The sequence below is a fragment of the Mesorhizobium sp. M0590 genome (assembly GCF_040320905.1).
In the GTDB taxonomy this organism is placed as follows: domain Bacteria; phylum Pseudomonadota; class Alphaproteobacteria; order Rhizobiales; family Rhizobiaceae; genus Mesorhizobium.
Genome location: NZ_JAMYQN010000010.1, coordinates 1 through 25,228, shown reverse-complemented (window position 1 = coordinate 25,228; position 25,228 = coordinate 1). Strand labels below are relative to the sequence as shown.

At 61.9% G+C, this 25,228-nt stretch carries 39 protein-coding genes; 1 reads left to right on the top strand and 38 read right to left on the bottom strand.

All coding sequences use genetic code 11. From position 1 onward, the window contains the following. Position 1: 1 nt before the first annotated feature. Positions 2 to 196, top strand: coding sequence for a DUF2735 domain-containing protein (locus tag NKI52_RS17800; RefSeq protein ID WP_352568581.1), 195 nt, complete (start codon positions 2 to 4; stop codon positions 194 to 196). Between the two features lie 84 nt (positions 197 to 280). On the opposite strand, the gene NKI52_RS17795 is transcribed toward NKI52_RS17800, so the two are convergent. The 38 genes from NKI52_RS17795 to NKI52_RS17610 all read right to left on the bottom strand — a co-directional run. Beyond that, positions 281 to 2,167 carry an MFS transporter gene (locus NKI52_RS17795; protein WP_352568580.1) on the bottom strand — a complete coding sequence of 629 codons (1,887 nt, stop codon included), beginning with the start codon at positions 2,165 to 2,167 and terminating at the stop codon, positions 281 to 283. 185 nt (positions 2,168 to 2,352) lie between these two features. Continuing rightward, positions 2,353 to 3,144, bottom strand: a complete 792-nt coding sequence (locus NKI52_RS17790) for an ATP12 family chaperone protein (protein ID WP_352698810.1) — start codon at positions 3,142 to 3,144, stop codon at positions 2,353 to 2,355. A gap of 2 nt (positions 3,145 to 3,146) precedes the next feature. Beyond that, positions 3,147 to 4,004: a DMT family transporter gene (locus NKI52_RS17785; RefSeq protein ID WP_502897768.1), complete on the bottom strand. Its 858-nt coding sequence runs from the start codon at positions 4,002 to 4,004 to the stop codon at positions 3,147 to 3,149. Between the two features lie 68 nt (positions 4,005 to 4,072). Further along, positions 4,073 to 5,053 carry an RluA family pseudouridine synthase gene (locus tag NKI52_RS17780; protein WP_352698806.1) on the bottom strand — a complete coding sequence of 327 codons (981 nt, stop codon included), beginning with the start codon at positions 5,051 to 5,053 and terminating at the stop codon, positions 4,073 to 4,075. A gap of 62 nt (positions 5,054 to 5,115) precedes the next feature. Next, positions 5,116 to 5,454, bottom strand: a complete 339-nt coding sequence (locus NKI52_RS17775) for a DUF190 domain-containing protein (protein ID WP_254817158.1) — start codon at positions 5,452 to 5,454, stop codon at positions 5,116 to 5,118. Beyond that, positions 5,451 to 5,822 (bottom strand): fluoride efflux transporter CrcB, encoded by a 372-nt coding sequence (gene crcB, locus NKI52_RS17770; RefSeq protein WP_245274632.1) that lies wholly within the window; start codon positions 5,820 to 5,822, stop codon positions 5,451 to 5,453. Before crcB (NKI52_RS17770) ends, NKI52_RS17775 begins: the two co-directional genes overlap by 4 nt. A 122-nt stretch (positions 5,823 to 5,944) precedes the next feature. Beyond that, positions 5,945 to 6,331 (bottom strand): fluoride efflux transporter CrcB, encoded by a 387-nt coding sequence (crcB, locus tag NKI52_RS17765; protein ID WP_352593858.1) that lies wholly within the window; start codon positions 6,329 to 6,331, stop codon positions 5,945 to 5,947. Positions 6,332 to 6,362: 31 nt separating this feature from the next. Then, entirely contained in the window at positions 6,363 to 7,193 is an 831-nt protein-coding gene (locus NKI52_RS17760) for an aspartyl/asparaginyl beta-hydroxylase domain-containing protein (RefSeq protein WP_352698804.1), read from the bottom strand. Positions 7,194 to 7,329: 136 nt separating this feature from the next. Further along, a complete protein-coding gene (locus NKI52_RS17755) occupies positions 7,330 to 8,640 on the bottom strand; it encodes a replication-associated recombination protein A (protein WP_352698802.1) in 1,311 nt (436 codons plus the stop codon). Between the two features lie 43 nt (positions 8,641 to 8,683). After that, positions 8,684 to 10,171, bottom strand: coding sequence for a DegQ family serine endoprotease (locus NKI52_RS17750; RefSeq protein WP_023675126.1), 1,488 nt, complete (start codon positions 10,169 to 10,171; stop codon positions 8,684 to 8,686). Positions 10,172 to 10,364: 193 nt separating this feature from the next. Continuing rightward, positions 10,365 to 10,796 carry a 50S ribosomal protein L17 gene (rplQ, locus tag NKI52_RS17745; protein ID WP_023675127.1) on the bottom strand — a complete coding sequence of 144 codons (432 nt, stop codon included), beginning with the start codon at positions 10,794 to 10,796 and terminating at the stop codon, positions 10,365 to 10,367. 116 nt (positions 10,797 to 10,912) lie between these two features. Continuing rightward, positions 10,913 to 11,923: a DNA-directed RNA polymerase subunit alpha gene (locus NKI52_RS17740; protein ID WP_023675128.1), complete on the bottom strand. Its 1,011-nt coding sequence runs from the start codon at positions 11,921 to 11,923 to the stop codon at positions 10,913 to 10,915. A 104-nt stretch (positions 11,924 to 12,027) separates the two neighbouring features. Beyond that, positions 12,028 to 12,417 carry a 30S ribosomal protein S11 gene (gene rpsK / locus NKI52_RS17735; RefSeq protein ID WP_006205444.1) on the bottom strand — a complete coding sequence of 130 codons (390 nt, stop codon included), beginning with the start codon at positions 12,415 to 12,417 and terminating at the stop codon, positions 12,028 to 12,030. Positions 12,418 to 12,556: 139 nt separating this feature from the next. Continuing rightward, positions 12,557 to 12,925: a 30S ribosomal protein S13 gene (gene rpsM / locus NKI52_RS17730; protein WP_006205445.1), complete on the bottom strand. Its 369-nt coding sequence runs from the start codon at positions 12,923 to 12,925 to the stop codon at positions 12,557 to 12,559. A gap of 198 nt (positions 12,926 to 13,123) precedes the next feature. Next, the gene (locus NKI52_RS17725; RefSeq protein ID WP_023675129.1) at positions 13,124 to 13,735 is read right to left on the bottom strand and encodes an adenylate kinase; all 612 of its coding nucleotides are present in this window, start codon (positions 13,733 to 13,735) and stop codon (positions 13,124 to 13,126) included. Next, complete coding sequence (gene secY / locus NKI52_RS17720; RefSeq protein ID WP_023675130.1) at positions 13,732 to 15,072, bottom strand: preprotein translocase subunit SecY; 1,341 nt, start codon at positions 15,070 to 15,072, stop codon at positions 13,732 to 13,734. The genes NKI52_RS17725 and secY overlap by 4 nt, the downstream gene beginning before the upstream one ends. Before the next feature lie 191 nt (positions 15,073 to 15,263). Beyond that, positions 15,264 to 15,737 carry a 50S ribosomal protein L15 gene (gene rplO, locus NKI52_RS17715; protein WP_023675131.1) on the bottom strand — a complete coding sequence of 158 codons (474 nt, stop codon included), beginning with the start codon at positions 15,735 to 15,737 and terminating at the stop codon, positions 15,264 to 15,266. A gap of 22 nt (positions 15,738 to 15,759) precedes the next feature. Continuing rightward, positions 15,760 to 15,957, bottom strand: coding sequence for a 50S ribosomal protein L30 (rpmD, locus tag NKI52_RS17710; protein ID WP_006205449.1), 198 nt, complete (start codon positions 15,955 to 15,957; stop codon positions 15,760 to 15,762). A 24-nt stretch (positions 15,958 to 15,981) separates the two neighbouring features. After that, entirely contained in the window at positions 15,982 to 16,545 is a 564-nt protein-coding gene (gene rpsE / locus NKI52_RS17705) for a 30S ribosomal protein S5 (protein ID WP_006333394.1), read from the bottom strand. A gap of 155 nt (positions 16,546 to 16,700) precedes the next feature. Further along, positions 16,701 to 17,060 (bottom strand): 50S ribosomal protein L18, encoded by a 360-nt coding sequence (gene rplR, locus NKI52_RS17700; protein WP_023675132.1) that lies wholly within the window; start codon positions 17,058 to 17,060, stop codon positions 16,701 to 16,703. An 85-nt stretch (positions 17,061 to 17,145) separates the two neighbouring features. Then, the gene (rplF, locus tag NKI52_RS17695) at positions 17,146 to 17,679 is read right to left on the bottom strand and encodes a 50S ribosomal protein L6 (protein WP_023675133.1); all 534 of its coding nucleotides are present in this window, start codon (positions 17,677 to 17,679) and stop codon (positions 17,146 to 17,148) included. An 89-nt stretch (positions 17,680 to 17,768) separates the two neighbouring features. Further along, on the bottom strand, positions 17,769 to 18,167 hold the full coding sequence (rpsH, locus tag NKI52_RS17690; protein ID WP_006205453.1) for a 30S ribosomal protein S8: 399 nt from the start codon (positions 18,165 to 18,167) through the stop codon (positions 17,769 to 17,771). A gap of 12 nt (positions 18,168 to 18,179) precedes the next feature. After that, positions 18,180 to 18,485 carry a 30S ribosomal protein S14 gene (rpsN, locus tag NKI52_RS17685; protein ID WP_023675134.1) on the bottom strand — a complete coding sequence of 102 codons (306 nt, stop codon included), beginning with the start codon at positions 18,483 to 18,485 and terminating at the stop codon, positions 18,180 to 18,182. Between the two features lie 27 nt (positions 18,486 to 18,512). After that, positions 18,513 to 19,091, bottom strand: a complete 579-nt coding sequence (rplE, locus tag NKI52_RS17680) for a 50S ribosomal protein L5 (protein WP_008875670.1) — start codon at positions 19,089 to 19,091, stop codon at positions 18,513 to 18,515. After that, the gene (gene rplX / locus NKI52_RS17675) at positions 19,084 to 19,398 is read right to left on the bottom strand and encodes a 50S ribosomal protein L24 (protein ID WP_254817150.1); all 315 of its coding nucleotides are present in this window, start codon (positions 19,396 to 19,398) and stop codon (positions 19,084 to 19,086) included. The genes rplE and rplX overlap by 8 nt, the downstream gene beginning before the upstream one ends. Before the next feature lie 12 nt (positions 19,399 to 19,410). Continuing rightward, positions 19,411 to 19,779, bottom strand: a complete 369-nt coding sequence (gene rplN, locus NKI52_RS17670; RefSeq protein ID WP_006205457.1) for a 50S ribosomal protein L14 — start codon at positions 19,777 to 19,779, stop codon at positions 19,411 to 19,413. Between the two features lie 82 nt (positions 19,780 to 19,861). Next, positions 19,862 to 20,101, bottom strand: a complete 240-nt coding sequence (gene rpsQ, locus NKI52_RS17665; RefSeq protein ID WP_023675136.1) for a 30S ribosomal protein S17 — start codon at positions 20,099 to 20,101, stop codon at positions 19,862 to 19,864. Between the two features lie 11 nt (positions 20,102 to 20,112). Then, positions 20,113 to 20,313 carry a 50S ribosomal protein L29 gene (gene rpmC, locus NKI52_RS17660; protein ID WP_006205459.1) on the bottom strand — a complete coding sequence of 67 codons (201 nt, stop codon included), beginning with the start codon at positions 20,311 to 20,313 and terminating at the stop codon, positions 20,113 to 20,115. 13 nt (positions 20,314 to 20,326) lie between these two features. After that, the gene (gene rplP / locus NKI52_RS17655; protein WP_006205460.1) at positions 20,327 to 20,740 is read right to left on the bottom strand and encodes a 50S ribosomal protein L16; all 414 of its coding nucleotides are present in this window, start codon (positions 20,738 to 20,740) and stop codon (positions 20,327 to 20,329) included. Positions 20,741 to 20,767: 27 nt separating this feature from the next. Beyond that, on the bottom strand, positions 20,768 to 21,493 hold the full coding sequence (rpsC, locus tag NKI52_RS17650) for a 30S ribosomal protein S3 (RefSeq protein ID WP_023675137.1): 726 nt from the start codon (positions 21,491 to 21,493) through the stop codon (positions 20,768 to 20,770). Next, positions 21,493 to 21,882, bottom strand: coding sequence for a 50S ribosomal protein L22 (gene rplV / locus NKI52_RS17645; RefSeq protein WP_006205462.1), 390 nt, complete (start codon positions 21,880 to 21,882; stop codon positions 21,493 to 21,495). Before rplV ends, rpsC begins: the two co-directional genes overlap by 1 nt. 2 nt (positions 21,883 to 21,884) lie before the next feature. After that, complete coding sequence (rpsS, locus tag NKI52_RS17640) at positions 21,885 to 22,163, bottom strand: 30S ribosomal protein S19 (protein ID WP_006205463.1); 279 nt, start codon at positions 22,161 to 22,163, stop codon at positions 21,885 to 21,887. A 16-nt stretch (positions 22,164 to 22,179) separates the two neighbouring features. Beyond that, a complete protein-coding gene (rplB, locus tag NKI52_RS17635; RefSeq protein WP_023675138.1) occupies positions 22,180 to 23,013 on the bottom strand; it encodes a 50S ribosomal protein L2 in 834 nt (277 codons plus the stop codon). 22 nt (positions 23,014 to 23,035) lie between these two features. Next, positions 23,036 to 23,329, bottom strand: coding sequence for a 50S ribosomal protein L23 (locus tag NKI52_RS17630; protein ID WP_023675139.1), 294 nt, complete (start codon positions 23,327 to 23,329; stop codon positions 23,036 to 23,038). Then, positions 23,326 to 23,946 carry a 50S ribosomal protein L4 gene (gene rplD, locus NKI52_RS17625; protein WP_023675140.1) on the bottom strand — a complete coding sequence of 207 codons (621 nt, stop codon included), beginning with the start codon at positions 23,944 to 23,946 and terminating at the stop codon, positions 23,326 to 23,328. Before rplD ends, NKI52_RS17630 begins: the two co-directional genes overlap by 4 nt. Further along, positions 23,946 to 24,674: a 50S ribosomal protein L3 gene (rplC, locus tag NKI52_RS17620; protein ID WP_352684842.1), complete on the bottom strand. Its 729-nt coding sequence runs from the start codon at positions 24,672 to 24,674 to the stop codon at positions 23,946 to 23,948. Before rplC ends, rplD begins: the two co-directional genes overlap by 1 nt. 96 nt (positions 24,675 to 24,770) lie before the next feature. Next, a complete protein-coding gene (rpsJ, locus tag NKI52_RS17615; protein ID WP_006205468.1) occupies positions 24,771 to 25,079 on the bottom strand; it encodes a 30S ribosomal protein S10 in 309 nt (102 codons plus the stop codon). Positions 25,080 to 25,142: 63 nt separating this feature from the next. After that, positions 25,143 to 25,228: EF-Tu C-terminal domain-related protein (locus tag NKI52_RS17610; protein ID WP_455749504.1), on the bottom strand; the 86-nt coding region annotated here is incomplete at its 5' end.

The window sequence follows — 25,228 nt, the reverse complement described above, 5'->3', positions numbered from 1 at the left end:
AATGGAAATCACTTCCACTCGTCAGTCGGCCAAAATCCTGATGTTCCCGGTGGCAGCGCGCGTGTCTGCCTCAAATTTAAGCGGAAAGGCTAAGTTCGCGGCAGAACTTGCTTCTTTGCGCAACCGCACGGATTTCGGAAGTGCCTGGTATCATGAGGCAGCGATCGAGGAAGCGAAACAGGATCGGAAGAGCTAGGCTTCTCCGTCCGCGTATTTGATAAATTGGCAAAGCCCGGCGCGATCGCTCGCGCCGGGCTTTGCTTGAGCCGGGACAGGTCGGCTACTGCTTGGTGTGCAGGTCTGTTCCGAGGGTATCCCTGACGAAGATCATGCCAATGATCAGCGACATCGCTGCAACGGCGACCGGATACCAGAGGCCGTAATAGATGTTGCCCTTAGCCGCGCTCAGCGCGAAGACGGTCACCGGCAGTAAACCGCCAAACCAGCCATTGCCAATATGATAAGGCAGCGACATGCCGGTGTAGCGGATGCGGGTCGGGAACATCTCGACCAGGATCGCAGCGATCGGCCCGTAAACCATGGTCACGTACAGAACCAGGATGAACAGGATGCCGATGGTCAGCGGCCAGTTGATCTGTGCCGGATCCGCGAACATGGCAAAAGCGCCGGACGCGGGAATGTTGTAGACTGTCACCTCGGTTGCGCCAGCCGCTTCTTCCTTGGTCAGGATCTTGTCAGCGACTGCCTTGTCTGTCGGGACGGTCGTTTTTTCGCCGGCACGAATCGCGGTGGCATCGAGTTTAAGCTCGGGATTGGCAGCCACAAAAGCGTCGAGCTTCTGGTCGGCCACTTTCGATGCCGCACGCTTTAGAGGATAACCTCCATCCTGTAAGGCGATATTGATTGCCTTGCCGAAGGCTGTGTCCTTGGCCTTCAACTGGTCGCCAGCCGCGACCGCGTCATAGGCTTCAGCCGTTTCGTTGCCGATCTTGACCGTTGCAGCAGTTCCGGGCGCGGCTGTCGTGACCACATCGTATGGCACGGAACTCTTCGCAAGGAATGCCGTGGCAACATCGCACGAGCTGGTGAATTTCCATGTTCCGGTAAGATTGAATTGGAAACTGCAGTCGCCCGGTGCGGCGGTGACGGTTGCTCGAACATTTTCCTGCGCGGTAGCTAGAGTGGGATTAGCGGCGCGGGTCAGTGCCTTGAACAGTGGAAAGGTGGTGACGATCGCCAGCGCCAAACCCGCCATGATGATCGGTTTGCGGCCGATCTTGTCGGAGAGCCAGCCGAATACGACGAAGAAGATGGTGCCAAGCGCCAGCGCGATCGCGATCATGATATTGACCGACTGCGGATCGACCTTGAGCACGTTCTGCAGGAAGAACAGCGCGTAGAACTGGCCGTTGTACCAGACCACGGCCTGGCCAGCGGTAAGGCCAAGCAGCGCCAGCAATGCGATCTTGGCGTTTTTCCACTGGCCGAAGGCTTCGGACAGGGGTGCCTTGGAGCCTTTGCCCTCTGCCTTCATACGCTGGAAGGTCGGAGACTCGGCAAGTGACAGGCGAATCCAGACCGAGATGGCGAGCAGGACCGCGGAAACCAGGAACGGAATGCGCCAGCCCCAAGCTGTGAAATCTTCCTTGCTGAGGGAATTCTGCACAATCAGAATCACGATCAGCGACAGGAACAGGCCGAGCGTTGCGGTGGTCTGGATCCATGAGGTGTAGAAGCCACGGCGGTCATCTGGAGCGTGCTCGGCGACGTAGGTCGCGGCGCCGCCATATTCGCCGCCAAGCGCCAGACCCTGGAGCAGACGGAGCGCAATCAGCATGATCGGCGCGGCAATGCCCCAACTGGCGGAGCCGGGAAGCACGCCGACGAGGAAGGTCGACAGACCCATGATCATGATGGTGACAAGAAATGTGTACTTGCGGCCGACGAGATCGCCGATGCGGCCGAACACCAGGGCACCAAGCGGGCGAACGATGAAGCCTGCGGCAAACGCCAGAAGCACGAAGATATTTCTCGTTGTTTCCGGATAGGAGTTGAAGAATGCGGTGCCGATCGCGGCCGCCAATGCACCGTAGAGATAGAAATCGTACCATTCGAAAATGGTGCCGAGCGAGGAAGCAAAGATGACCTTCTTCTCCTCGCGCGTCATGCCGCGGCTTGTTTTGCCGGCGGTCGATGCCATTGCCATGAGCGTATCCTCCCGTGTGATTCTGCCAGTCCTCGATGCGGCACTTCATCGTCCGCGTTTCCTCGCAACGCAGACTCAGTGCAGCCATCAGTGCAAAAAATGACAGAAAGCAGTGCCCAGAGGCAGACCGCCTTTGGGATTATGACTTTGGTCTAATGTGCAGTGCGAAATCGCAGGTAGTGCCGTCAGCCTTTGAGAGCGTCGAGCAGTCCGACTGCCGCCATCATGTCGCGCTTGCGGGCCGCGCGGCGCGCGAGCGCCTCGGCATCATGGCCCCATTGCTCGGCCTGCCAGTCCTCGTCGACATGGCCGGCAGCCCAGGCCGCCTCGCCGTCTAGCTCGCCGACATCGACGGCCAGCGCCAGCAGCGCCGATCCGGTCAGCGACGTCATGACGTGGATGGCGGCAAGGCGCAGCGGATCGGCACGTTGGGCAAGATGCTGGCCAAGCAGCGCGATACTCTCGCGCGGCTGTTCGACATGGATCACGCCTTCGGCAAGATGGAACCGGGCGCCGAGCGCGCTGCGCACCCAGTCGATGACCGGATCCCAATGCTCGTTCTGCCGGTCGACGAGTCCTTGGGGCGCATCGGCGCGGTAGCAGAGCAGATCGGACGAGGCAAAGCGCAGGATGTCCTCCAGCACGGCCTGGGGATCACTGGCGACGCCATCGATTGCCGTATTGACCAGACGCATCACCGGCATCGTCACCGGGTCGATGGTCTCCTCCTGTGCGGCGAATTCCTCGGCGACGAGAGCAGCCGCCTTTTCGGTCGGCAGCGCCAGCAGCGCCTTGGCCGGCGTGCGGACGGGCTTGCCATCGAGATGGACGGCAAAACCGTCTTCGACCGGTGCTACCGCGACGGTCTTGTAGAAGCGCTTCGGCAGCGGCGTCTTCATCTGGATCTGGGCGCGACGCACCGGGTCTGGATCAGAGAGCTGCTTTCCAGCTTCGAGGTCGTTCAATATATCGCGCATGCTCATCCGGGACTTTGTTTTCGGGCCGGCCGGTTGACGATGATAAGACCGGCGGCGATGAGGCCGAGTGCCAGGAAGATACGAACGGTCAGCGGCTCGTTCAAGAACACGGCGCCGCAGAGCACGCCGAAGACCGGCGACAGGAAGGTGAAGCTCGACAGTCCAGATGCAGGGTAGCGCCGCAGCAGCCAGAACCACAGCACATAGGTGAACGCGACAACGTAGACGGCCTGGAACAGCAGCGCCAAGGTCGGCAGAAGGATAAAGCTGCGGACGGGCGGCCCGGCAAAGGGCATCACCAAAATGCCGACGACAGCGGCCCCGGCCAGCTGATAGAGCAGCAGCTTTTCGGCGCTGGCCGTCACCAGCTTCGACCGCTTGATGACGATATTGGTCACGGCCCACAGAATGCCGGCACCGAGACTGAGCAAATCGCCGCCCAATGTTGCGCCGCCATTGGCGCTCAGTTTATCGGAAAACACCGCGATCAGTCCGGCGAAAGCGAGCAGCAGACCAATGAGCTTGCGCGCCGTGATGCTTTCGCCCAGCAGGAAATGACCGCCGACCAGCATCCAGAACGGCATGGTGTTGACCAGCAAAGTGTTGCGCACGACAGTGGTGTGCTCGAGCCCGACATAGAGAAACAGGAACTCGAGACCGAAAAGCGCGCCTGCCAGGATGCCGGCGACGACGGTCTTGTCGGGCGTGAACAGCGCAATGCCGCGCCAGCGGCACCAGCCGAAAACACACAGGCCGCCGATGACCGAGCGGGCGATGGACAGGAAAACAGGGTCGTAGCCAGCATAGGAGATCTTGGCGGCAACGTAGTTCAGGCCCCACGAAAAGGTCAGCCCGACCATGATGACGGCGGCCGCCAGATCGACCGCGTCACGGCGGTCGAGCGTATCTGTGGCGACGCCCACCGCCGCTAGTCCTCCGCGCTCGCGTCATCGAAACCGAGCAGGTTCCAGCTCTGGCGCATATGCGGCGGCATCGGTGCGGTGACGTCGACAAAGCCCTTGTCGGGATGCGGGATAACGATGCGGCGCGCGTGCAGATGCAGCCGGTTCTGCATGCCGCCTGGAAAATCCCAATTGGTGTCGGCCTCGAAATATTTGGGGTCGCCGATGATCGGGCAACCGATATGGGCGGCATGGACGCGAAGCTGGTGGGTGCGCCCGGTATAGGGTTCCATTTCCAGCCAGGACAGGGTCTGCGCCGCCTGCTCGACGATGCGGTAATAGGACACGGCGTGATCGGCGCCCTTTTCGCCGTGCTTGGCGATGCGCACACGATCGCCGTCGGCCGTCGGTTCCTTGATCAGCCAGGTCGAGATCTTGTCCTCGCGCTTCGGCGGCACGCCCTTGACCAGCGCCCAGTAGGTTTTCTTCGTCTCACGCGCCCGGAACGCTTCGGCGAGCCTCATGGCGGCGAGCCTTGTACGGGCGACAACCAGCACACCCGACGTGTCGCGGTCGAGCCGGTGCACCAGACGCGGCTTCTCGCCCTTCTGGTTGCGCCAGGCTTCCAGCATGTCGTCGACATTGCGGGTGACGCCAGAGCCGCCCTGGACCGCCAGGCCGGCCGGCTTGTTGAAGACGAAGACCTTCGGGTCCTCATGGATCAGCATCTTTGCCAAAACGTCGGCGTCGCCCTGGTTGCGGATCGAATGACCGGTGAGCGGGCTTTCACCTTTCTTGTCGACTTCGAGCGGCGGCACTCGGACCGTCTGGCCGGCTTCGACGCGGGTATCGGCCTTCACCCTGCCGCCGTCGACGCGGATCTGGCCGGAACGCAGCAGCTTCTGCAGATGACCGAAACCGAGACCGGGGAAATGGCTCTTGAACCAGCGGTCGAGCCGCATGCCCGCCTCGCCGGCGTCCACTGTGATCTGTTCAACGCCTGCCATGATTCCAATCGCCGTTTTGCAGGCATGCAACGGCATTCGCCGGTACCCGCAATCTCACTCGGTTATTCGTTGTCGGTTCCATATTGCAGAACCTGAACTTTCTCCAGCGTAATCAAACCACTTGTCATGATTGTTTCAAGCACGGGCAGGAAAGCGGCCAATTTTTCCTCGTCATCGACGATCTCGATGACGAGTGGCAGATCCTCCGACAGGCGGAGGATCTTCGTGGTGTGAAGCCGGCTGGAATGGCCGAACCCCATCGCGCCGCGCAGGACGGTCGCGCCGGCTATCTGCATTTCGCGGGCCCTCAGCACGATAACCTCATACAGCGGACGGCCATCTGCCTTGTCGTTTTCGCCGATAAATATGCGCAGCAATTGTGCCTGGGTTGGTATCTTCATTGCCTGGACCCTCTCAGCCGGTTGAGCCGAACTGCAAAGATGTGGCCAAGCCAGACGGCGGCAAGCCAGGCCACCACGGAGATCGCGATATTGAGTCCCGCCGCCACAAGCCTCCCGCCTTGCGCGAGGGTGAGTGTTTCAAGGCTGAAAGCGGAGAAGGTCGTCAGGCCGCCGCAGAAGCCGGCCATGAAGAATTGACGTTGCAGCGGACCGGCGAAGACGCGACCATCCGGTCCCGTCAATGTCGCGTAGAAGCCGATGAGGAACGAGCCAACAATGTTGACGAGGAGCGTGCCGAAGGGAAATCCAGCGCCCCACAGGGCAGTGCTCGTCGATGAGGCAAGCGCCCGCAACACACCGCCGATCATGCTGCCTGCGGCTACGGTCGCATAGAGCCGAACCGTTTCGTTGGTTCTGCGACGGCCAATGAGGCGCGCCGCATGCCCTGCCGCAGTGTCCGTCCCGTCGTGGCGGAGCTTCCGCAGGCCGCTCACGGCGCCCCGCCGCCAATCAGAAGACTTCCCGCAGCAAAGCCCAGCGTCACGCCGCCGAGGCTCAGAAAAACCGAAAGCAGCACATTTCCGCCGGCGCGCCGCCATTCGCCCTCGCGCGCCAGCGCCAGCGTCTGCAGGCTGAAGGAAGAAACCGTGGTGTAGCAGCCGAGGCCGCCGGTAACGGTAAAGGCCCAGATGGCGGGCATGCCGTCGCGCGCCACCGCATGCGCAACGACACCGATTGCAAACGCTCCCGAGACGTTGACGGCCATAGTGCCCCAGGGAAAGGTCTCGCCGACCCGGCGGGCGACGAAGCCGGACAGGAAGAAGCGGGCCATTGCACCGATCGCGCCACCAAGGCAGACAAGCAACAGATGATACATCGTGCTTCCTCGCGCCGGTCACACCACGGTGTCAGGCGGCTCCGGCCTTCTTCGGCTTGCTGGAGCCGATCATCTTCCAGTTCTTGTAGAACATGGCATTGATGCGCTCGACGCTGACCGAAACGATGGCGAGAAGAGCGGCGATTAGGCCCGGGAATGGCGATGGCCGGATGATGTCCATGAACACGCAGTAGCGGCGCCCATCATATTCGTTGACCGAGCGGTGCAGCAGCGTGTCGTCGAAAATATAGAGCGGATTGTCGTGCCAGTAGTTCCTGGCGTTGTTGCACTCGACGAAAACCTCGGCCTTCACCGGGAGAAGATTGTAGAGAATGCGCAGGCTGAGCCGCAGCGGTCCGAAATGCCAGGAGGTCGATTCCTTGCCCCTGAACACCGACACGGCGATGGTCTTGATATATTTGAAATCCTTGTTGAATTCGGCGACGTTGTCGATCTTGTGCTTGCCGTACCACTGGTAGACATACATGCCGCGCCGGCCGCTGCCGAAATTGGCGTCGATATCGGCGATGATCTCGTCCTTGCGCGCCTTGAAGACGTCCAGAACCTCGTTGACCTCACGCTGATAGTCCGGAGGAAACTGGTCCAGTTTCCAGACACCGCGGTTTCTGTAGCACAGCAGATCGACCAGCAGATTGAAGGGCGAAAGCAGCCAGGTGAAGATGCCGTTGCCGAGAAAATAACCACTGAACAGCGCCCAGTTCTTGTTGTCATTGCGCAACACGTCGACCAGGCCGAGGACAATGAAAATTGTCGTCAGGATGGGAATGAAATAGAAGCCGAGCGCCAGCAGCGGGATCGCCATGGCGAACTTTCGAAGGGTCTTGCGAGTTTTTTTTGTCATTTTTCCACGCGCCAGGCGCGATTCCGTTCTGAATATCGTCGGTACGTTTCTGGCCTGTCCGCCGGCCGGAGGCGCATCTTGATAGGGTTTTTTATCCCGCCAGACAACGGCGATCACACCAGTGTGCGACTGGCAGCTACTTTTCCCGCTCGCTGCGCAGCTTCGCCCAATAATCCAGCCGCTTCCTGATATCGCGCTCGAAGCCGCGCTCGGGCGGGTCGTAGAATGTCTGCCTTCCCATCTTCTCCGGAAAATAGTCCTGGCCGGAAAAAGCGTCGGGTTCGTCGTGGTCGTAGCGGTAGCCGGCGCCGTAATCTTCCTGTTTCATCAGCTTGGTCGGCGCATTGAGAATGTGCTTGGGCGGCAGCAGCGAACCGAATTCCTTCGCTGCCTGTGTGGCGGCCTTGAACGCGGTATAGACTGCATTGGATTTCGGCGCGGTGGCGAGATAGACGGTCGCCTCGGCGAAGGCCAGTTCGCCCTCGGGCGAGCCCAGATAGTCATAGGCGTCCTTGGCGGCGTTAGCGACGACGAGCGCCTGCGGGTCGGCCAGCCCGATATCCTCCATCGCCATGCGCACCAACCGGCGCCCGAGATAAAGCGGATCTTCGCCGGCGTCGAACATGCGGGCGAGATAGTAGAGTGCCGCGTCGGGGTCGGAGCCGCGCACCGATTTGTGCAAGGCGGAGATCAAATTGTAGTGGCCGTCCTGTCCCTTGTCGTAGATCGGCGCGCGGCGCTGGACGATGCGCTGCAGGGCTTCGGCGCCGAACACCTCCTTTGATTTCGCTGCGCGCCAGACCTCTTCGGCGAGCGTCAGCGCCGCGCGGCCGTCGCCATCGCTCATGCGGATGAGCATCGCCCGTGCCTCGTCATCGAGCGGCAGCGCCCTGCCCTCTGCCTCCTCGGCCCGCGCCAGCAGCTTGGCGATGCTGTCCTCGCCGAGCGAGTGGAAGACCAGCACACGCGCGCGCGACAACAGCGCGGCGTTAAGCTCGAAGGACGGGTTCTCGGTGGTGGCGCCGACCAGCACGACGGTGCCGTCTTCCATCACGGGCAGAAAACTGTCCTGCTGGGCGCGGTTGAAGCGATGGATCTCGTCGACGAACAGCAGTGTCTGGCGGCCGTTGGAGCGGCGCAGCTTCGCTGCCTCGAACACTTTCTTCAGGTCGGCAACGCCGGAAAACACCGCCGAGATCTGTTCGAAGGCGAGGCTTGTCTCGCCGGCAAGCAGCCGTGCGACCGTGGTCTTGCCGGTGCCGGGCGGGCCCCAGAAAATCATCGAGCCGAGCGAGCCGGAGCCGATCAGCCGCGTCAGCGCGCCGTCGGATCCGGTCAGATGCTCCTGGCCGACGACCTCGCCGAGGTTCTTCGGACGCAGACGGTCCGCCAGCGGCCTGCCGGGCGGCGTCTTTTCCGGTTCATCGACACTGAACAGATCGGCCATGCAACTTCTTCTGCCTGGAGCCCGATCATGCTGACGTTCGGGCTCAGTAACGCAACACCTGGCGTAGTATCTGCCCGCCGCGCTCGACGGTAAAGCGCCACCAGCGCGTATCCTGCTGGGCTACCTGTTCCAAGGTCGCCGCCTTGTCGATCGTCAGGCCATTGACCTCACGCACGATGTCGCCTGGCTGGAAGCCAAAATCGGCAGCAGGCGAATCGCGGTTGATGTCGACCACGGTGACGCCTTTGACATCCGTGCGCAGACCGAGCCGTTGGGCAAGCCGTGGCGACAGTTCAGCAACCTTGGCACCGGAAAACGGGCTGCGGCCGCGCAATATGAGTTCCGCAGCTTTGGCGCCCTCAGGCGGCCGTTCCAGCGCGATGTCCATCGTCGCCTGCTGACCCTTGCTCAGAACGCCGAAGCTGGCATTCGTACCAATCGACAGCGTCGCCATCCGGTAGTCCAGCGCCCCGACGCTCTCGACCGGCTTGCCGTTGAGCGACAGCACTACGTCGCCCGGCTTGAGCCCTGCCTTGGCGGCGGGTCCCGCCTCTTCGACCGAAGAAACCAGCGCACCGGTCGGTTTGTCGATGCCGAGCGATTCGGCAATCTGCGGCGTCACCGCCTCGAACTCGGCACCGGCATACGGCCGCTCGAAGAAGTCGAGCCCGGCCTTGGCCGCGTCGGCGAAGGCGCGAACCATGTTCGAAGGGATGGCAAAGCCGATGCCGATCGAGCCGCCGCTACGGCTATAGATCGCCGTGTTGATGCCGATCAGCTGCCCTCCCATGTTGACCAGCGCGCCACCGGAATTGCCGGGGTTGATGGCGGCGTCGGTCTGGATGAAGAAGCTGGAATCGGAGACGCCGATATGGCTGCGCGCCACCGCCGAAATAATGCCGCTGGTGGTGGTCTGGCCGACACCGAACGGATTGCCGATCGCCAGCACCAGGTCGCCGACCTCGAGCGCGTCGGAATCGCCGATGGCGATCACCGGAAACGGCTTGTCGGAAGAAATCTTGAGCACGGCGAGATCGAGCGTCTCGTCCTTAAGCAGTACCTTGCTGTCGAATTCGCGCCCATCGGCAGTCGCGACCTTGACCTGGTCGGCGTCCTTGACGACGTGGAAATTGGTGACCACGACGCCGGTCGGATCGACCAGCACCCCCGAACCGAGCGAGGACTGCGCGCGCGGCTGCGAGCGGCCGAAGAACTCCTCGAAGAACGGATCGCCGTCGAAGGGCGACGTCACCTTGGCGGTCTGCGAGGCGTAGACATTGACCACGGCCGGCGCCGTCTGCTTGACCAGCGGCGCGAAGGACAGCTGCACCTCCTCGCGGCCGAACGGCACGCGCTTGTCGGGGCCTGAAGTGGCGTTTTCGCCTTCGACGCCATGCAGCAGATCGGTTAGCACGTCGGACAGACCGGGATCTGGCTTGGCCTCCTCCGCCAGCGCGTGCCTGGCCGCCGGCACGACGGCCAACGCCATCAAGGCGCAGATCAGAACAATGGACAGCCGTTTAACGCGCATTCCGAATCCTCCAAGTCGGGCGCCATTGTCCTGACGATTGTGCAAAATGAAAGGCTAAGCCGCTGAAATCCGATTATTTTGGGTAGTCGCCGCAAAAACCGGTGACAAAACCCCTACCAGCCCTGCCCGGTACCTTCGGAAACAGAAAAAGGGCCCGGAGGCCCCTTTTGAACTTCTCGCGAAAAACCGAGCCTTATGCGGCTGCAGCTTCCTCTTCGGTGCCTTCGGCCTCGATGCGGGCACGGTCGCCGGCGCCCTTGGCCGAGGTGTCGCGGTCGACGAACTCGATGACCGCCATTGCCGCGTTATCACCGTGGCGGAAGCCGGCCTTCATGATGCGCAGATAGCCGCCGTTGCGGGTGGCATAACGTGGCGCGATGGTATCGAACAGGCGCTTGACGACGCCTTCATTGCCGATCTGGGCAATAACCTGGCGGCGGGCGTGCAGGTCGCCGCGCTTGCCGAGCGTCACCAACTTCTCGACGATCGGACGCAAATCCTTCGCCTTCGGCAGCGTGGTGAGGATCTGCTCGTGCTCGATAAGCGACACGGCAAGGTTGGCAAACATCGACTTGCGATGGCTTATGCTGCGGGCGAACCGGCGGCCTTTAAATCCGTGGCGCATGGCTCTTCTCCTTCATTGCGGTTTCAAGAGGCCTGAGCCCCAGTTGGTTAGCCGCATGATCTTGTCCGAAAAGTCTGCAACTTTTTGCTGCGCTGACCTTCGGTTCGAGATCATGCTCAATATTGGTCTTCGTAACGCTTGGCGAGGTCTTCGATGTTTTCCGGCGGCCAGTCCGGCACTTCCATGCCGAGATGCAGGCCCATCGCCGCCAGGACTTCCTTGATCTCGTTCAGCGACTTGCGGCCGAAGTTCGGGGTGCGCAGCATCTCGGCTTCGGTCTTCTGGATCAGGTCGCCGATATAGACGATGTTGTCGTTCTTCAGGCAGTTGGCCGAACGCACCGAAAGCTCGAGCTCGTCGACCTTCTTGAGCAGCGCCGGGTTGAAGGCAAGCTCGGTAACCTGTTCGGCGGCGACTTCCTTCTGCGGCTCGTCGAAATTGACGAACAGGCCGAGCTGGTCCTGCAGGATGCGAGCGGCGAAGGCCACCGCGTCCTCGCCCGAAATCGAACCGTCGGTCTCGATGGTCATGGTCAGCTTGTCATAGTCGAGAACCTGGCCCTCGCGGGTGTTCTCGACCTTGTAGGAGACCTTCTTGACCGGCGAATACAGGCTGTCGACGGGGATCAGCCCGATCGGCGCGTCCTCGGCGCGGTTACGGTCGGCCGGCACATAGCCCTTGCCGGTATCGACGGTGAATTCCATGCGGATTTCAGCGCCTTCGTCCAGCGTGCAGATGACGTGGTCGGGATTGAGGATCTCGACGTCGCCGACCGTCTGGATGTCGCCGGCGAGAACCGCGCCCGGTCCCTGCTTGCGGACGACCATGCGCTTGGGGCCGTCGCCTTCCATGCGGATGGCGATTTCCTTGATGTTCAAAACGATGTCGGTCACGTCCTCGCGGACGCCGGCGATGGACGAGAATTCATGCAGAACGCCGTCGATCTGCACGGCGGTTACAGCCGCGCCACGCAGCGAAGACAGAAGCACGCGGCGCAGCGCGTTGCCGAGGGTGAGGCCGAAGCCGCGCTCGAGCGGCTCGGCGACCAGCGTGGTCAGCGTCTTCTTCTTCGACGAGAACTCGATCTTGTTCGGCTTGATCAGTTCTTGCCAATTTTTCTGGATCATAGTGCTTTCCTTCCGTTGTCCCGCCACCATCCAATCGTGGCGGGCGACCTGGAATGCCGTGGAGGAGCGCCCTTGAGGCGCTCGCGCGGCGTTCGGTAAATTCTTTAGACGCGGCGCTTCTTGCGCGGGCGGCAGCCATTGTGCGGGATCGGCGTCACATCACGGATCGAGGTGATGGTGAAGCCGGCAGCCTGCAGCGCGCGCAGCGCCGATTCACGACCGGAGCCGGGTCCACAGACCTCGACCTCGAGCATGCGCATGCCGTGTTCCTGGGCCTTCTTGGCAACATCTTCTGCGGCCATCTGGGCAGCGAACGGGGTCGACTTGCGCGATCCCTTGAAGCCCTGGGCTCCGGCCGACGACCAGGCAATCGAGTTACCCTGCGCGTCGGTGATGGTGATCATCGTGTTGTTGAAGGTCGAATTGACGTGGGCAACGCCCGACGAGATGTTCTTGCGTTCGCGACGGCGAACACGAGCGGCTTCCTTGGCCATGATGGTCCTTTCAGTTGATCTCTACACCGCCGTAATGCCAGCGGCTCCACCAGGGAGAAGGCAGTAGGGGAATATGGCAGTAGGGCAGTATGTCTGCCGTTCCTATTGCCTTACTGCCCTACTCCCTTACTGCCCTAAATTACTTCTTCTTTCCGGCAATCGACTTAGCCGGGCCCTTGCGGGTGCGCGCATTGGTATGCGTGCGCTGACCACGAACCGGTAGCGAGCGGCGGTGACGCAGGCCGCGGTAGCAGCCGAGGTCCATGAGTCGCTTGATGTTCATCGACACTTCGCGGCGCAGATCGCCCTCGACCTGATAGTCGCGGTCGATGGTCTCGCGGATCTGCAGCACTTCCGCGTCGGTCAGCTGGTTGACGCGACGCTCGGCCGGGATGCCGACCTTGTCGACGATCTCCTGGGCGAACTTCTTGCCAATGCCGTGAATGTATTGAAGCGCGATGACGACGCGCTTGTTGGTCGGAATATTGACGCCGGCTATACGAGCCATGTTCTTCTCTTCTCCATATAGGCCGGACGAGCCGGCGCTTCAAGTTGCCCCGCGTCCGGTGGAGGCCGGCCCTTGCGGGAGTTTCCAGTTCAAAGCGGCCTGCCTTGCCCTTGCGGACAAGCAAGCCTCATGCCTGATAGGAAGACGGGCCGCCATACCCCAGCGGACCGCTCCAGTCAAGCGCAATCGTTCGATTCTCTAGCCGGCCGCCTGGCCAACTTTCCGGGTCGTCGCCCTGAGCACCGCCTCGATCTGCTGCGTCACCGCATCGATGTCGGCCATGCCATCGACGCCCCTGAGCTTGCCCTTGGCGTAGTAGTAGCCGATCAGCGGCGAGGTTTTCTTGTAATATTCCCTCAAGCGTTCCTCGAACACCGCTGGGCTGTCGTCCTTGCGCACCGGCAGGCCTGCGGCCTTGGCGTCTTCGGCGCGCTTGACGATTCGGCCAACCAGCGCCTTGTCATCGACGACAAATTCGATGACAGCATCGAGCTCCAGTCCGCGATCCGACAGCATTTCCTCAACGGCGTCCGCTTGCACCAGGGTTCGCGGGTACCCGTCAAGGATGAAGCCGTTTGCGCAATCAGCTTGATCGATGCGCTCGGCCACGATGGCGTTGACGATAGCGTCGGACACCAGTTCGCCAGCGTCCATCACCGCCTTGGCGCGCTTGCCGACTTCGGTGCCAGCCTGGACAGCAGCACGCAGCATGTCCCCCGTGGAAAGCTGTGGGATGCCGTGTCGATCTACCAGTCTTAGTGCTTGTGTCCCCTTGCCCGCCCCCGGCGGTCCAAGCAATATCAACCTCATCTGGCCTTTTTCCCCCCGCGCAGCTTCGACTTCTTGATCAGGCCCTCATACTGGTGCGCGATCAGGTGACCCTGAATCTGCGCCACCGTATCGAGCGTTACACTGACCACGATCAGGAGCGAAGTGCCACCAAGGTAGAACGGTACGCCAGTCGCTGAAATCAGGAACTCGGGCAGCAGACACACCAGCACCAGATAAATGGCGCCGACGACGGTGATGCGGGTGAGCACATAGTCAATATAGTCCGCAGTGCGCTCGCCCGGACGATAGCCCGGGATGAAGCCCGAATGCTTCTTGAGCTGGTCGGCGGTGTCCTTCGGATTGAAGACGATCGCCGTATAGAAGAAGGCGAAGAACACGATCATCGCCGCGTAGAAGGCCATATAGAGCGGCTGGCCGTGGCCGAGCGCCGCCAGGATGGTGCTGGCCCATGCAGGCATATTGGTGGTCTGCGAGAAGCCGGCAACCGTTGCCGGAAGCAGCAGCAGCGACGAGGCGAAGATCGGCGGAATGACGCCGGAGGTGTTAAGCTTCAGCGGCAGATGCGAGGTATCGCCCTGGAACATGCGATTGCCGACCTGGCGCTTGGGATACTGGATCAGCAGGCGGCGCTGGGCGCGCTCGAAGAAGACGATCAGCGCGATGACGATGATGGCCAGCACGATGATCGCCAGGATCAGGCCGGTCGACAAGGCGCCGGTGCGGCCAAGCTCCAGCGTGCCGGAGATGGCGCGCGGCAGGCCGGCGACGATGCCGGAGAAGATGATCAGCGAAATGCCGTTGCCGATGCCGCGAGCAGTGATCTGCTCGCCAAGCCACATCAGGAACATGGTGCCGCCGACCAGCGTGACGACGGTAGAGATGCGGAAGAACATGCCGGGATCGTTGACGATGCCGTTGCCGCCCTCAAGCCCGACCGAAATGCCGTACGCCTGAACCAGCGCCAGAAGCACGGTGCCGTAGCGCGTGTACTGGTTGATGATCTTGCGGCCCTGCTCGCCTTCCTTCTTCAGCGCTTCCAGCGACGGAATGACCGAGGTCATCAGCTGCATGATGATGGAGGCCGAGATATAGGGCATGATGCCGAGGGCAAAGATCGCCATGCGCTGCACGGCGCCGCCGGCGAACATGTTGAACATGCCGAGCACGCCCTTGCTCTGCGACGAGAAGGCCTGGGCGAAAGCGTCGGGATTGATGCCGGGCAGCGGAATATAGGTGCCAAGACGGTAGACGAGCAGCGCGCCGATGGTGAACCAGATGCGCTTCTTCAGATCCTCGGCTTTGGCGAAGGCCGAAAAATTCAGATTCGAGGCTAGTTGTTCAGCAGCCGAAGCCATGCCTGATTCTCCGCTTGGTCACGCTCGATGCCCGCAGCTCAGGCGGCGCGTGTCACCGAAGCTCACGAGATAAGCTCCGGACTGCAAACATGCAAGCGGCCGCGTTGATGCGGCCGCCACATCTGTCGGATCAAAGCACGACCGCAGGCAAAACCGAATTCCACCTTTGCCGACCGTGCTTCAAATTGCCGTTACTCGGCGGCTGCCTGCTCAGGCAACTTCACCGAGCCGCCGGCCTTTTCGATCTTCTCGATCGCGGCCTTGGAAGCACCGGCAACGTCGAAGGCAAGCTTGGCCTTGATGTCGCCGTCCGAGAGGATGCGCACGCCGTCCTTGACGCGACGGATGACGCCGGCCGCAACCAGCGCCTCGGCCGTTACAACTGTCTTAGCATCGAGCTTTTTGGCATCGAGCGCGGCCTGGATGCGGGCCAGCGACACGACGGTGAAGCTCTTGGCGAAGATATTGTTGAAACCGCGCTTCGGCAGGCGGCGGTAGAGCGGCATCTGGCCACCCTCGAAGCCGTTGACGGCGACGCCGGAGCGCGCCTTCTGGCCCTTGACGCCGCGACCGGCGGTCTTGCCCGAACCGGAACCGATGCCACGGCCGAGACGCTTCTTGGAGTGCGTCGCGCCGTCCTTGTCACGCAGATCGTTGAGTTTCATCTGGGTTCTCCTGCGCTCTGGTTCAGCCCTCGTCCACGACGCGGACGAGATGCTGGACGGCAGCGATCATGCCGCGCACCGAGGGCGTATCCTCCAGCGTGCGCTGCTTGTGCATCTTGTTGAGGCCGAGGCCGACCAGCGTTGCGCGCTGCTCCTTCGGCCGGCGGATCGGCGAACCGATCTGCTCGACGGTGATGGTCTTGGTTGCTTTCTTGGCCATGGTCAGATCCCTGGTCAGCATCGACTATTCTTCAGCCGCAACGGCGGTGCCGCGGCGGGCCTGAAGGGTCGAATACTTGATGCCGCGCGCGGCAGCCACATCCTTCGGATGCATCTGGCTCTTCAGCGCGTCGAAAGTGGCGCGAACCATGTTGTAGGGGTTCGAAGAACCCATCGACTTGGCGACCACGTCATGCATGCCGAGCGTCTCGAAAACGGCGCGCATCGGGCCGCCGGCGATGATGCCGGTACCTTGCTTGGCGGCGCGCAGCAGAACGCGTCCCGCGCCCCAGCGTCCCTCGACGTCGTGGTGCAGCGTGCGGCCTGAGCGCAGCGGCACGAAGATCATGTCGCGCTTGGCCGATTCTGTCGCCTTGCGGATCGCCTCCGGCACTTCGCGCGCCTTGCCGTGGCCGAAGCCGACGCGGCCCTTCTGGTCGCCGACGACGACAAGTGCCGCAAAGCCGAAGCGCCGGCCGCCCTTGACGACTTTGGCGACACGGTTGATGTGGACGAGCTTGTCGACCATACCGTCGTCGCGCTCTTCGCGATCACGGCCGCGGCCGCCATCCCTACGTTCCTGTGCCATATCCTGTTCCTTGTTTTTTTCCGGAAGCACGGTTGATGATGATATCCGGCACCTCTGCGGGTCGCCGGGGGCGAAAACTCTTTTTTCCTTCGCATAATCTTATCCGAAAAGTCTGCAACTTTTTGCTGCGCTGACCTTCGGTTCGGGATCATGCTCTAGAAGCTCAGACCACCTTCACGGGCAGCCTCGGCCAGCGCCTTGACGCGGCCGTGGTAGATATAGGCGCCGCGGTCGAAGACGACTTCCTTGACGCCGGCCTTGGAGGCGCGTTCGGCGATCAGCTTGCCGATGGCAGCTGCAGCCGCGGTGTCGGCGCCGGTCTTGAGCGAGCCCTTGAGCTCCTTCTCGAGCGTCGAAGCAGCCGCGATGGTGTGGCCCTTGGCGTCGTCGATCACCTGGACATAGATGTTCTTCGACGTGCGATGGACCGACAAGCGCGGACGATCGCCGGCAACCTTCTTGATCTGGCGGCGGACGCGCTGGGCGCGGCGTTGGGTGGATTCTTTCGAGCCCATCATATCAGTTCCTTGCCTTCAAAAAACGGGGGCAACCATATGCGGTAGGACGAGCCTCCCGCGACCGCTCCCCGCGGCGTTAAAATTACTTCTTCTTGCCTTCCTTGCGGACGATCTTCTCGCCAGCATAGCGAACGCCCTTGCCCTTGTAGGGCTCGGGGCTGCGATACTCGCGGATCTCGGCGGCGACCTGGCCGACCTGCTGCTTGTCGATGCCGGTCACCGTGATTTCCGTCGGCTTCGGCACCGAAATCGTCACGCCCTGCGGCGTCTCGTAGACGACGTCATGGCTGAAGCCGAGCGCCAGCTGCAGGTTCTTGCCTTGCATGGCGGCACGATAGCCGACGCCGGTGATCTCGAGCTTCTTTTCGAAGCCGTCCTTGACGCCCTGCAGGATGTTGACGATCTGCGTGCGTGACATGCCCCACTTGGAACGGGCAGTCTTGGTCTGGTCGCGCGGCTGGACAGCGATCTCGCTGCCTTCCATCTTGACCAGCACTTCGTCGTTCACCACGAACTTCAGCTCGCCCTTCGGACCCTTCGCCGTCACGGTCTGGCCGTTGACGGTCGCGGTCACGCCCTGCGGCAGCGAAACGGGTTTCTTTCCAATACGAGACATTTTGTTGTCCTCGTCACTTCTCTTGTTTCAGGTCTCGGCTTTCGGGACTAGATCCCGAAAACCTGTTTCCAACCGGGTCACATACCAGATCAGAAGATCTGGCAGAGGATTTCCCCGCCGACATTCTGTTCACGCGCTTCGTGGTCGGCCATCACGCCCTTCGGCGTCGAAAGGATGGCGATGCCGAGGCCGTTGGCGACGTGCGGTATCGACTTGGCCGAAACGTAGACGCGGCGGCCGGGCTTCGAGACCCGAGCGATTTCGCGCACCACCGGCGCACCATCGAAATACTTCAGCTCGATCTCGATTTCGGACTTGCCGTTGTCGAAGTCGGTCTGGCTGTAGTCGCGGATATAGCCTTCCGCCTTCAGCACGTCGAGGACGCGGGTACGCAAGCGCGAGGCCGGCGTCGAAACGCTCGACTTCTTGCGGCCATACGCGTTGCGGATGCGGGTCAGCATATCGCCCAGAGGATCGCTCAATGACATGTTATGTCCTCCTTACCAGCTCGACTTGACCAGGCCCGGGATCTGGCCGTTATTGCCGAGATCACGAAGCGCGATACGCGATACTTTGAGCTTGCGATAATAGGCACGCGGACGTCCGGTGACTTCGCAGCGGTTGCGGATGCGGGTCTTGGCCGAGTTGCGCGGCAGCGCCGAAAGCTTCAGCTGGGCGCGGAAGCGCTCTTCCATCGGCTTGGACTGATCCATGATGATCGCCTTGAGCACCTTGCGCTTGGCAGCGAACTGGTCCGCAAGCTTGCGGCGCCTGTTGTTCTTCTCGACTGAGCTGGTCTTTGCCATTTCAGATTTTTCCTTTTCTCGCTGCCGTTACTGGCGGAAGGGGAAGTTGAAGGCCTTGAGCAATGCCCTGGCTTCGTCGTCCGTCTTCGCAGTCGTACAAACGATGACGTCCATGCCCCAGATCTGATCAACCTTGTCGTAGTTGATCTCCGGAAACACGATGTGTTCCTTGATGCCCATGGCATAGTTGCCACGGCCATCGAAGCTCTTCGGATTAAGTCCGCGAAAGTCGCGGACGCGCGGCAGTGCGATGTTCACGAGGCGGTCGAGGAACTCGTACATGCGTTCCTTGCGCAGCGTGACCTTGGCACCGATCGGCATCTTCTCGCGGACCTTGAAGCCGGCGATCGAGTTGCGGGCGCGGGTGACAACGGCCTTCTGGCCGGCGATCATCGCAAGGTCTTCCGCCGCGATCGAAGGCTTCTTCGAATCGCCAGTCGCCTCGCCGACGCCCATGTTCAGCACGATCTTGTCGATGCGCGGAACCTGCATCTCGTTCTCGTAGCCGAACTGCTCCTGCAGCGCCTTGCGGATGGTCTCGTTGTAGACCTGCTTGAGGCGCGGCGTGTTCTGGGCAGTTGCCTGCTTGGTTTGAGCCTTAGCCATTGATGACTTCTCCCGAGCGCTTGGCGACGCGCACCTTCTTGCCGTCCTTCTGGAAGATGAAGCCGACGCGGGTCGGTTTGCCATCCTTGGGGTCGGCGAGCGCGATGTTCGACAGCTGGATCGGCGCTTCCTTGGTGATGATCCCGCCCTCTTGGGACTGGGACTGCTTCTGGTGACGACGGATCAGGTTGACGCCGCGCACCAGCGCGGTGTCATCCTTCGGCTGTACCGAAAGGACTTCGCCCGAACGGCCCTTGTCCTTGCCGGCCAGCACGACGACCTTGTCGCCTTTTCTAATCTTTTGCATTGGTCCGGCTCCTTACAGCACTTCAGGCGCGAGCGAGATGATCTTCATGTGGTTCTTGGCGCGGAGTTCGCGCGGAACCGGTCCGAAGATACGCGTGCCGATCGGCTCTTTCTTGTTGTCGACGAGAACGGCTGCGTTCTTGTCGAAACGGATCACGCTGCCGTCCGGGCGGCGGATGTCCTTGGCCGTGCGAACCACGACCGCCTTCATCACATCGCCCTTCTTGACGCGGCCGCGCGGGATGGCTTCCTTGATCGACACCACGATGATGTCGCCCACGGAAGCGTATTTCCGCTTCGAGCCGCCCAGCACCTTGATGCACATGACACGACGGGCGCCGGAATTATCCGCGACGTCGAGGTTTGTTTGCATCTGAATCATGACTGGCCGCCTTCTTCTTTTCTAACGGGACGGGTTTCTCACCCCTCCCCGGTCTGTCCAAAATTCGTTTCGTTAGCCCTGATCAGGCCTGGTCCGAAGACACCACGACCCAGCGCTTGTCCTTGGAAATCGGCTTCGATTCCTGGATGAACACCTGATCGCCGACCTTGTGGGCGTTGTTCTCGTCGTGCGCCTTGTACTTCTTGGTCATGCGCACGGTCTTCTTCATCACGGGATGCGTGAAGCGCCGTTCGACCTTGACGACAACCGTCTTCTCGTTCTTGTCGCTGACGACGGTGCCCTGCAGAATGCGCTTTGGCATGGTTTTCGTCCTTAAGCCTTCTTGGCCGCGGACTTTTCCGCAGCGATGGTCTTGATACGCGCAATGTCCTTGCGGACCTGCCTCACGCGCGCGGTCTTCTCAAGCTGGCCGGTGGCCTTCTGGAAGCGCAGGTTGAACTGCTCCTTCTTCAGGCTGGCCAGGTCGTCGGTCAGCTGGTCCTGGGTCTTGGTCCGGATGTCTTCGGCTTTCATGATCAGCCCGTCCTTATTCTGCGATGCGCTGTACGAAGCGCGTCCTGACCGAGAGCTTGGCCGCGCCGAGACGCAGCGCCTCACGGGCGGTTTCCTCGTTGACGCCGTCGATCTCGAACATGATGCGGCCCGGCTTGACGCGTGCCGCCCAGTAGTCGACCGCGCCCTTGCCCTTACCCATACGGACTTCGGTCGGCTTCGACGTCACCGGCACGTCCGGGAAGATACGGATCCACACGCGGCCGGCACGCTTCATCTCGCGGGTGATCGCGCGGCGGGCCGCCTCGATCTCACGCGCGGTGACGCGGTTCGGCTCAAGCGCCTTCAGCCCGAAACCACCGAAATCCAGGTTGGTGCCGCCCTTGGCGGTACCGTGGATGCGGCCCTTGAACTGCTTGCGGAACTTTGTGCGCTTTGGCTGCAGCATCGTTCTAACTCCAAATTCCTAAATGTCTTACGCGTTTTCGCGACGGCGACCGCGTTCGCGCTCACCACCACCGCCATGCGCATGATCGCCCTCGGTGGCGCGGCGCTCCGAAGCCATCGGGTCGTGCTCGAGGATTTCGCCCTTGAACACCCAGACCTTGACGCCGCAGATGCCGTAGGCCGTATTCGCCTCGGCCGTGCCGTAGTCGACGTCGGCACGCAGCGTATGCAGCGGCACGCGGCCTTCGCGATACCATTCCATGCGCGCGATCTCGGCGCCGCCGAGACGGCCGGCGCAGTTGATGCGGATGCCTTCGGCACCGAGGCGCATCGCCGACTGCACGGCACGCTTCATGGCGCGGCGGAACGCGATGCGGCGCTCGAGCTGCTGTGCGATCGACTGGGCGACCAAGGTCGCGTCGATCTCCGGCTTGCGCACTTCGACGATGTTCAGATGCGTCTCGGACTTGGTCATCTCCATCAGCTTCTTGCGAAGCTTCTCGATGTCGGCGCCCTTCTTGCCGATGATCAGGCCCGGACGCGCCGCATGGATGGTGACGCGGCACTTCTTGTGCGGACGCTCGATCACGACCTTCGAGATCGCAGCCTGCTTGAGTTCCTTCTCAAGATATTTGCGGATCTTGATGTCCTCGTGCAGCAGCTTGCCGTACTCGCCGGTGTTCGCGAACCAGCGCGAATCCCAGGTGCGGTTGATGCCGAGACGCAGACCGATCGGATTGACTTTCTGGCCCATTATGCGGCCTCCCCTTTTTCTTCGACTTCACGAACGACGATCGTGAGGTGCGAGAACGGTTTCTCGATACGGCTGGCGCGACCACGGCCACGGGCATGGAACCGCTTCATGACGATCGACTTGCCGACATAGGCTTCCGCCACGATCAGCGCATCGACGTCGAGGTCGTGGTTGTTTTCCGCGTTGGCGATCGCCGATTCCAGCGTCTTCTTGACCGTGCCGGAAATCCGCTTGGCCGAGAATTCGAGATCGGAAAGCGCTGTCGCGACCTTCTTGCCGCGGATCAGCGCGGCAACGAGGTTCAGCTTCTGCGGGCTGATACGGATCGTGCGCAACACGGCGCGCGCTTCGTTGTCAGCAAGCCTGCGCGGAGCTTTGGCCTTGCCCATGATTATTTCCTCTTCGCCTTCTTATCCGCGCCGTGACCGTAATAGGTCCGGGTCGGAGCGAATTCACCGAACTTGTGACCGACCATGTCCTCGTTCACCGAGACGGGAACGTGCTTCTGGCCGTTGTAGACACCGAAGGTGAAGCCGACGAACTGCGGCAGGATGGTGGAGCGGCGGCTCCACATCTTGATCACCTCATTGCGACCACCTTCACGAACCTTGTCCACCTTCTTCAGAAGGTAGCCGTCGATGAAGGGGCCTTTCCAAATCGAACGAGTCACTTGGCGTTACCTCTTCTTAGCTCTTGCGCTGATGGCGCGAGCGCAGGATGAACTTGTCGGTCGCCTTGTTGGACCGCGTCTTCTTGCCCTTGGTCGGCTTGCCCCAGGGCGAAACCGGATGGCGGCCACCCGAGGTGCGGCCTTCGCCGCCGCCATGTGGATGGTCGACCGGGTTCATGGTCACGCCGCGATTGTGCGGACGTTTGCCGCGCCACACGGTGCGGCCTGCCTTGCCGTCATTGATGTTGCCGTGGTCCGGGTTAGACACGGCGCCGACAGTGGCCATGCAGGAGCCGTGGACGACACGCTGCTCGCCCGAATTGAGGCGCAGGATCGCCATGCCCTGGTCGCGGCCGACGAGCTGGCCATAACCGCCGGCCGAACGGGCGACCTGAGCGCCCTTGCCGGGCTTCAGTTCGATATTGTGGACGATCGTGCCGACCGGCATCGAAGCCAGCGGCATCGCGTTGCCCGGCTTCACGTCGACCGATTCACCGGCCACGATCTTGTCGCCGGGAGCCAGACGCTGCGGGGCGATGATGTAGGACAACTCGCCATCGTCATACTTGATCAGCGCGATGAAGGCGGTGCGGTTCGGATCGTACTCGATACGCTCGACCGTGCCGACGACGTCGAACTTGCGGCGCTTGAAGTCGATGATACGGTAGGTGCGCTTGTGACCGCCGCCGATGAAGCGGGCCGTGATGCGGCCGTAATTGTTGCGGCCGCCCGACTTGGTCAGGCCTTCGGTCAGGCCCTTGACGGGCTTGCCCTTGTAGAGGCCCGAGCGGTCGACGATGACCAGCTGACGGGTGCTCGGCGTTACCGGGTTGAATTTTTTCAGTGCCATTGTTCTGTCCTCGCGACCTTGCTCAGAGACCCGTCGCGACGTCGATCGACTGGCCTTCGGCCAGCGTCACAACCGCCTTCTTGACGTCGCTCTGGCGGCCGATCGTGCCGCGGAAGCGCTTGATCTTGCCCTTGCGGACAAGCGTGTTCACGGCCATCACCTTGACGCCGAACAGCGCTTCGACGGCGGCCTTGATTTCCGGCTTCGACGCCTTCTTGGCGACATTGAAGACGACCTGGTTCTGCTCGGAAGCCATGGTCGACTTTTCGGTGATCGCCGGCGAGACGATCACGTCGTAATGACGAAGGTCGGTCATTTGAAGCGCTCCTCGAGAGCCTCGACGGCGGCCTTGGAAAGGACCAGCGTGCCGCGGCGCAGAATGTCGTAGACGTTGATGCCCTGGATGGGCAGCACGTCGATGTTCGGGATGTTGGTCGCCGCCAGCTTGAAATTCTTGTCAAGCTCGGCGCCGCCGATCACCAGGGCGTTGCTCAGGCCCAGCGTCGCGAAATTCGCGATCAGTGCCTTGGTCTTGGCCTCGGTCAGCTTCAGCTCGTCGATGATGATGATCGACGCGCTCTTGGCCTTGGCCGAAAGCGCATGCTTGAGGCCGAGCGCGCGCACCTTCTTCGGCAGATCGTGCTCATGGCTGCGCACGACCGGGCCGTGGGCCTTGCCGCCGCCGCGGAACTGCGGAGCGCGAGCCGAATGGTGACGGGCGCGGCCGGTACCCTTCTGCTTGTACATCTTGGCGCCGGTGCGGGCGATTTCCGCGCGACCCTTGGCCTTGTGGGTGCCCTGCTGTTTCTTGGCAAGCTGCCAGCGCACGACGCGCTGCAGGATGTCCTCGCGCGGATCAAGGCCAAAAATCTCTTCGGAGAGCTTCAGCTTGCCGGCGTCCTTGCCGCCAAGCGTTGTAATCTTGAGGTCCATTATTCCGCTCCCTCTGTGGCCGGGGCCTCGTTCGTGGCGGCACCGTCAGTCGCAATGGCGCGGATCGCGGCTGGCTTCGGCGCATTGGCCGGAAGCGCCACCTTGGCCGCGTCGCGGACCAGAATCCATGCACCCTTCGAACCCGGGACCGCACCGCGGATCAGGATCAGGCCGCGATCGGCATCGGTCGAGACGACCTCGACATTCTGCGTGGTGACGCGGGTGTCACCCATGTGGCCGGCCATATGCTTGCCCTTGAACACCTTGCCCGGATCCTGGCGCTGGCCGGTCGAGCCGTGTGTACGGTGCGACACCGAGTTGCCGTGCGTCGCGCGGCCGCCACCCATGTGGTGCCGCTTGATGACGCCCTGGAAGCCCTTGCCGATCGTGGTCCCCGTCACATCGACCTTCTGGCCGACGACGAAGTGCTCGACGGTGATCTCGGCGCCAACATCGATCATGTTGTCGGCGGAGACGCGGAACTCGGCAACCTTGGCCTTGGGCTCGACGGAAGCGGTCGCGAAATGGCCGCGCATCGCCTTCGACGTGTTCTTCACCTTGGCAAGGCCAACGCCGAGCTGGACGGCGGTATAGCCGTTCTTCTCCTGCGTGCGCTGCGCCACGACCTGGCAGTTCTCCATCTGGAGAACAGTGACGGGAACATGTTCCCCGGCATCGTTGTAGATGCGGGTCATTCCCACCTTCTTTGCAATCACACCTGAACGCATCGGTTCAATTCCTTTAGAGTTCCCTGTCGGGGCTGTCGCCCCTCCACGCCTCTTGTTCCTTCAGAGTTCCGGGTCGCCCCGCTGACCTCTGGTTCCTTAGAGCTTGATCTCGACGTCGACACCGGCGGCCAGGTCGAGCTTCATCAAAGCATCGACCGTCTGCGGGGTCGGGTCGACGATGTCGAGCAGACGCTTGTGCGTGCGCATCTCGAACTGCTCGCGGCTCTTCTTGTCGACGTGAGGCGACCGGTTGACCGTGAACTTTTCGATCCGCGTCGGCAGCGGAATGGGGCCGCGGACGTTGGCGCCGGTGCGCTTGGCGGTCGACACGATTTCCCGTGTCGAGGCGTCGAGCACCCGGTGATCAAACGCCTTCAGGCGGATGCGGATATTCTGTCCGTTCATGCGTCACTTCCTTGTTCTGGCGCGGCGCGGGCAGCGCCCGCGACAGATCGGTTTAAATCCAAATTACTCTTTGATGGTGACGACGATGCCGGCACCGACGGTGCGGCCGCCTTCACGGATGGCGAAGCGCAGCTTCTCTTCCATGGCGA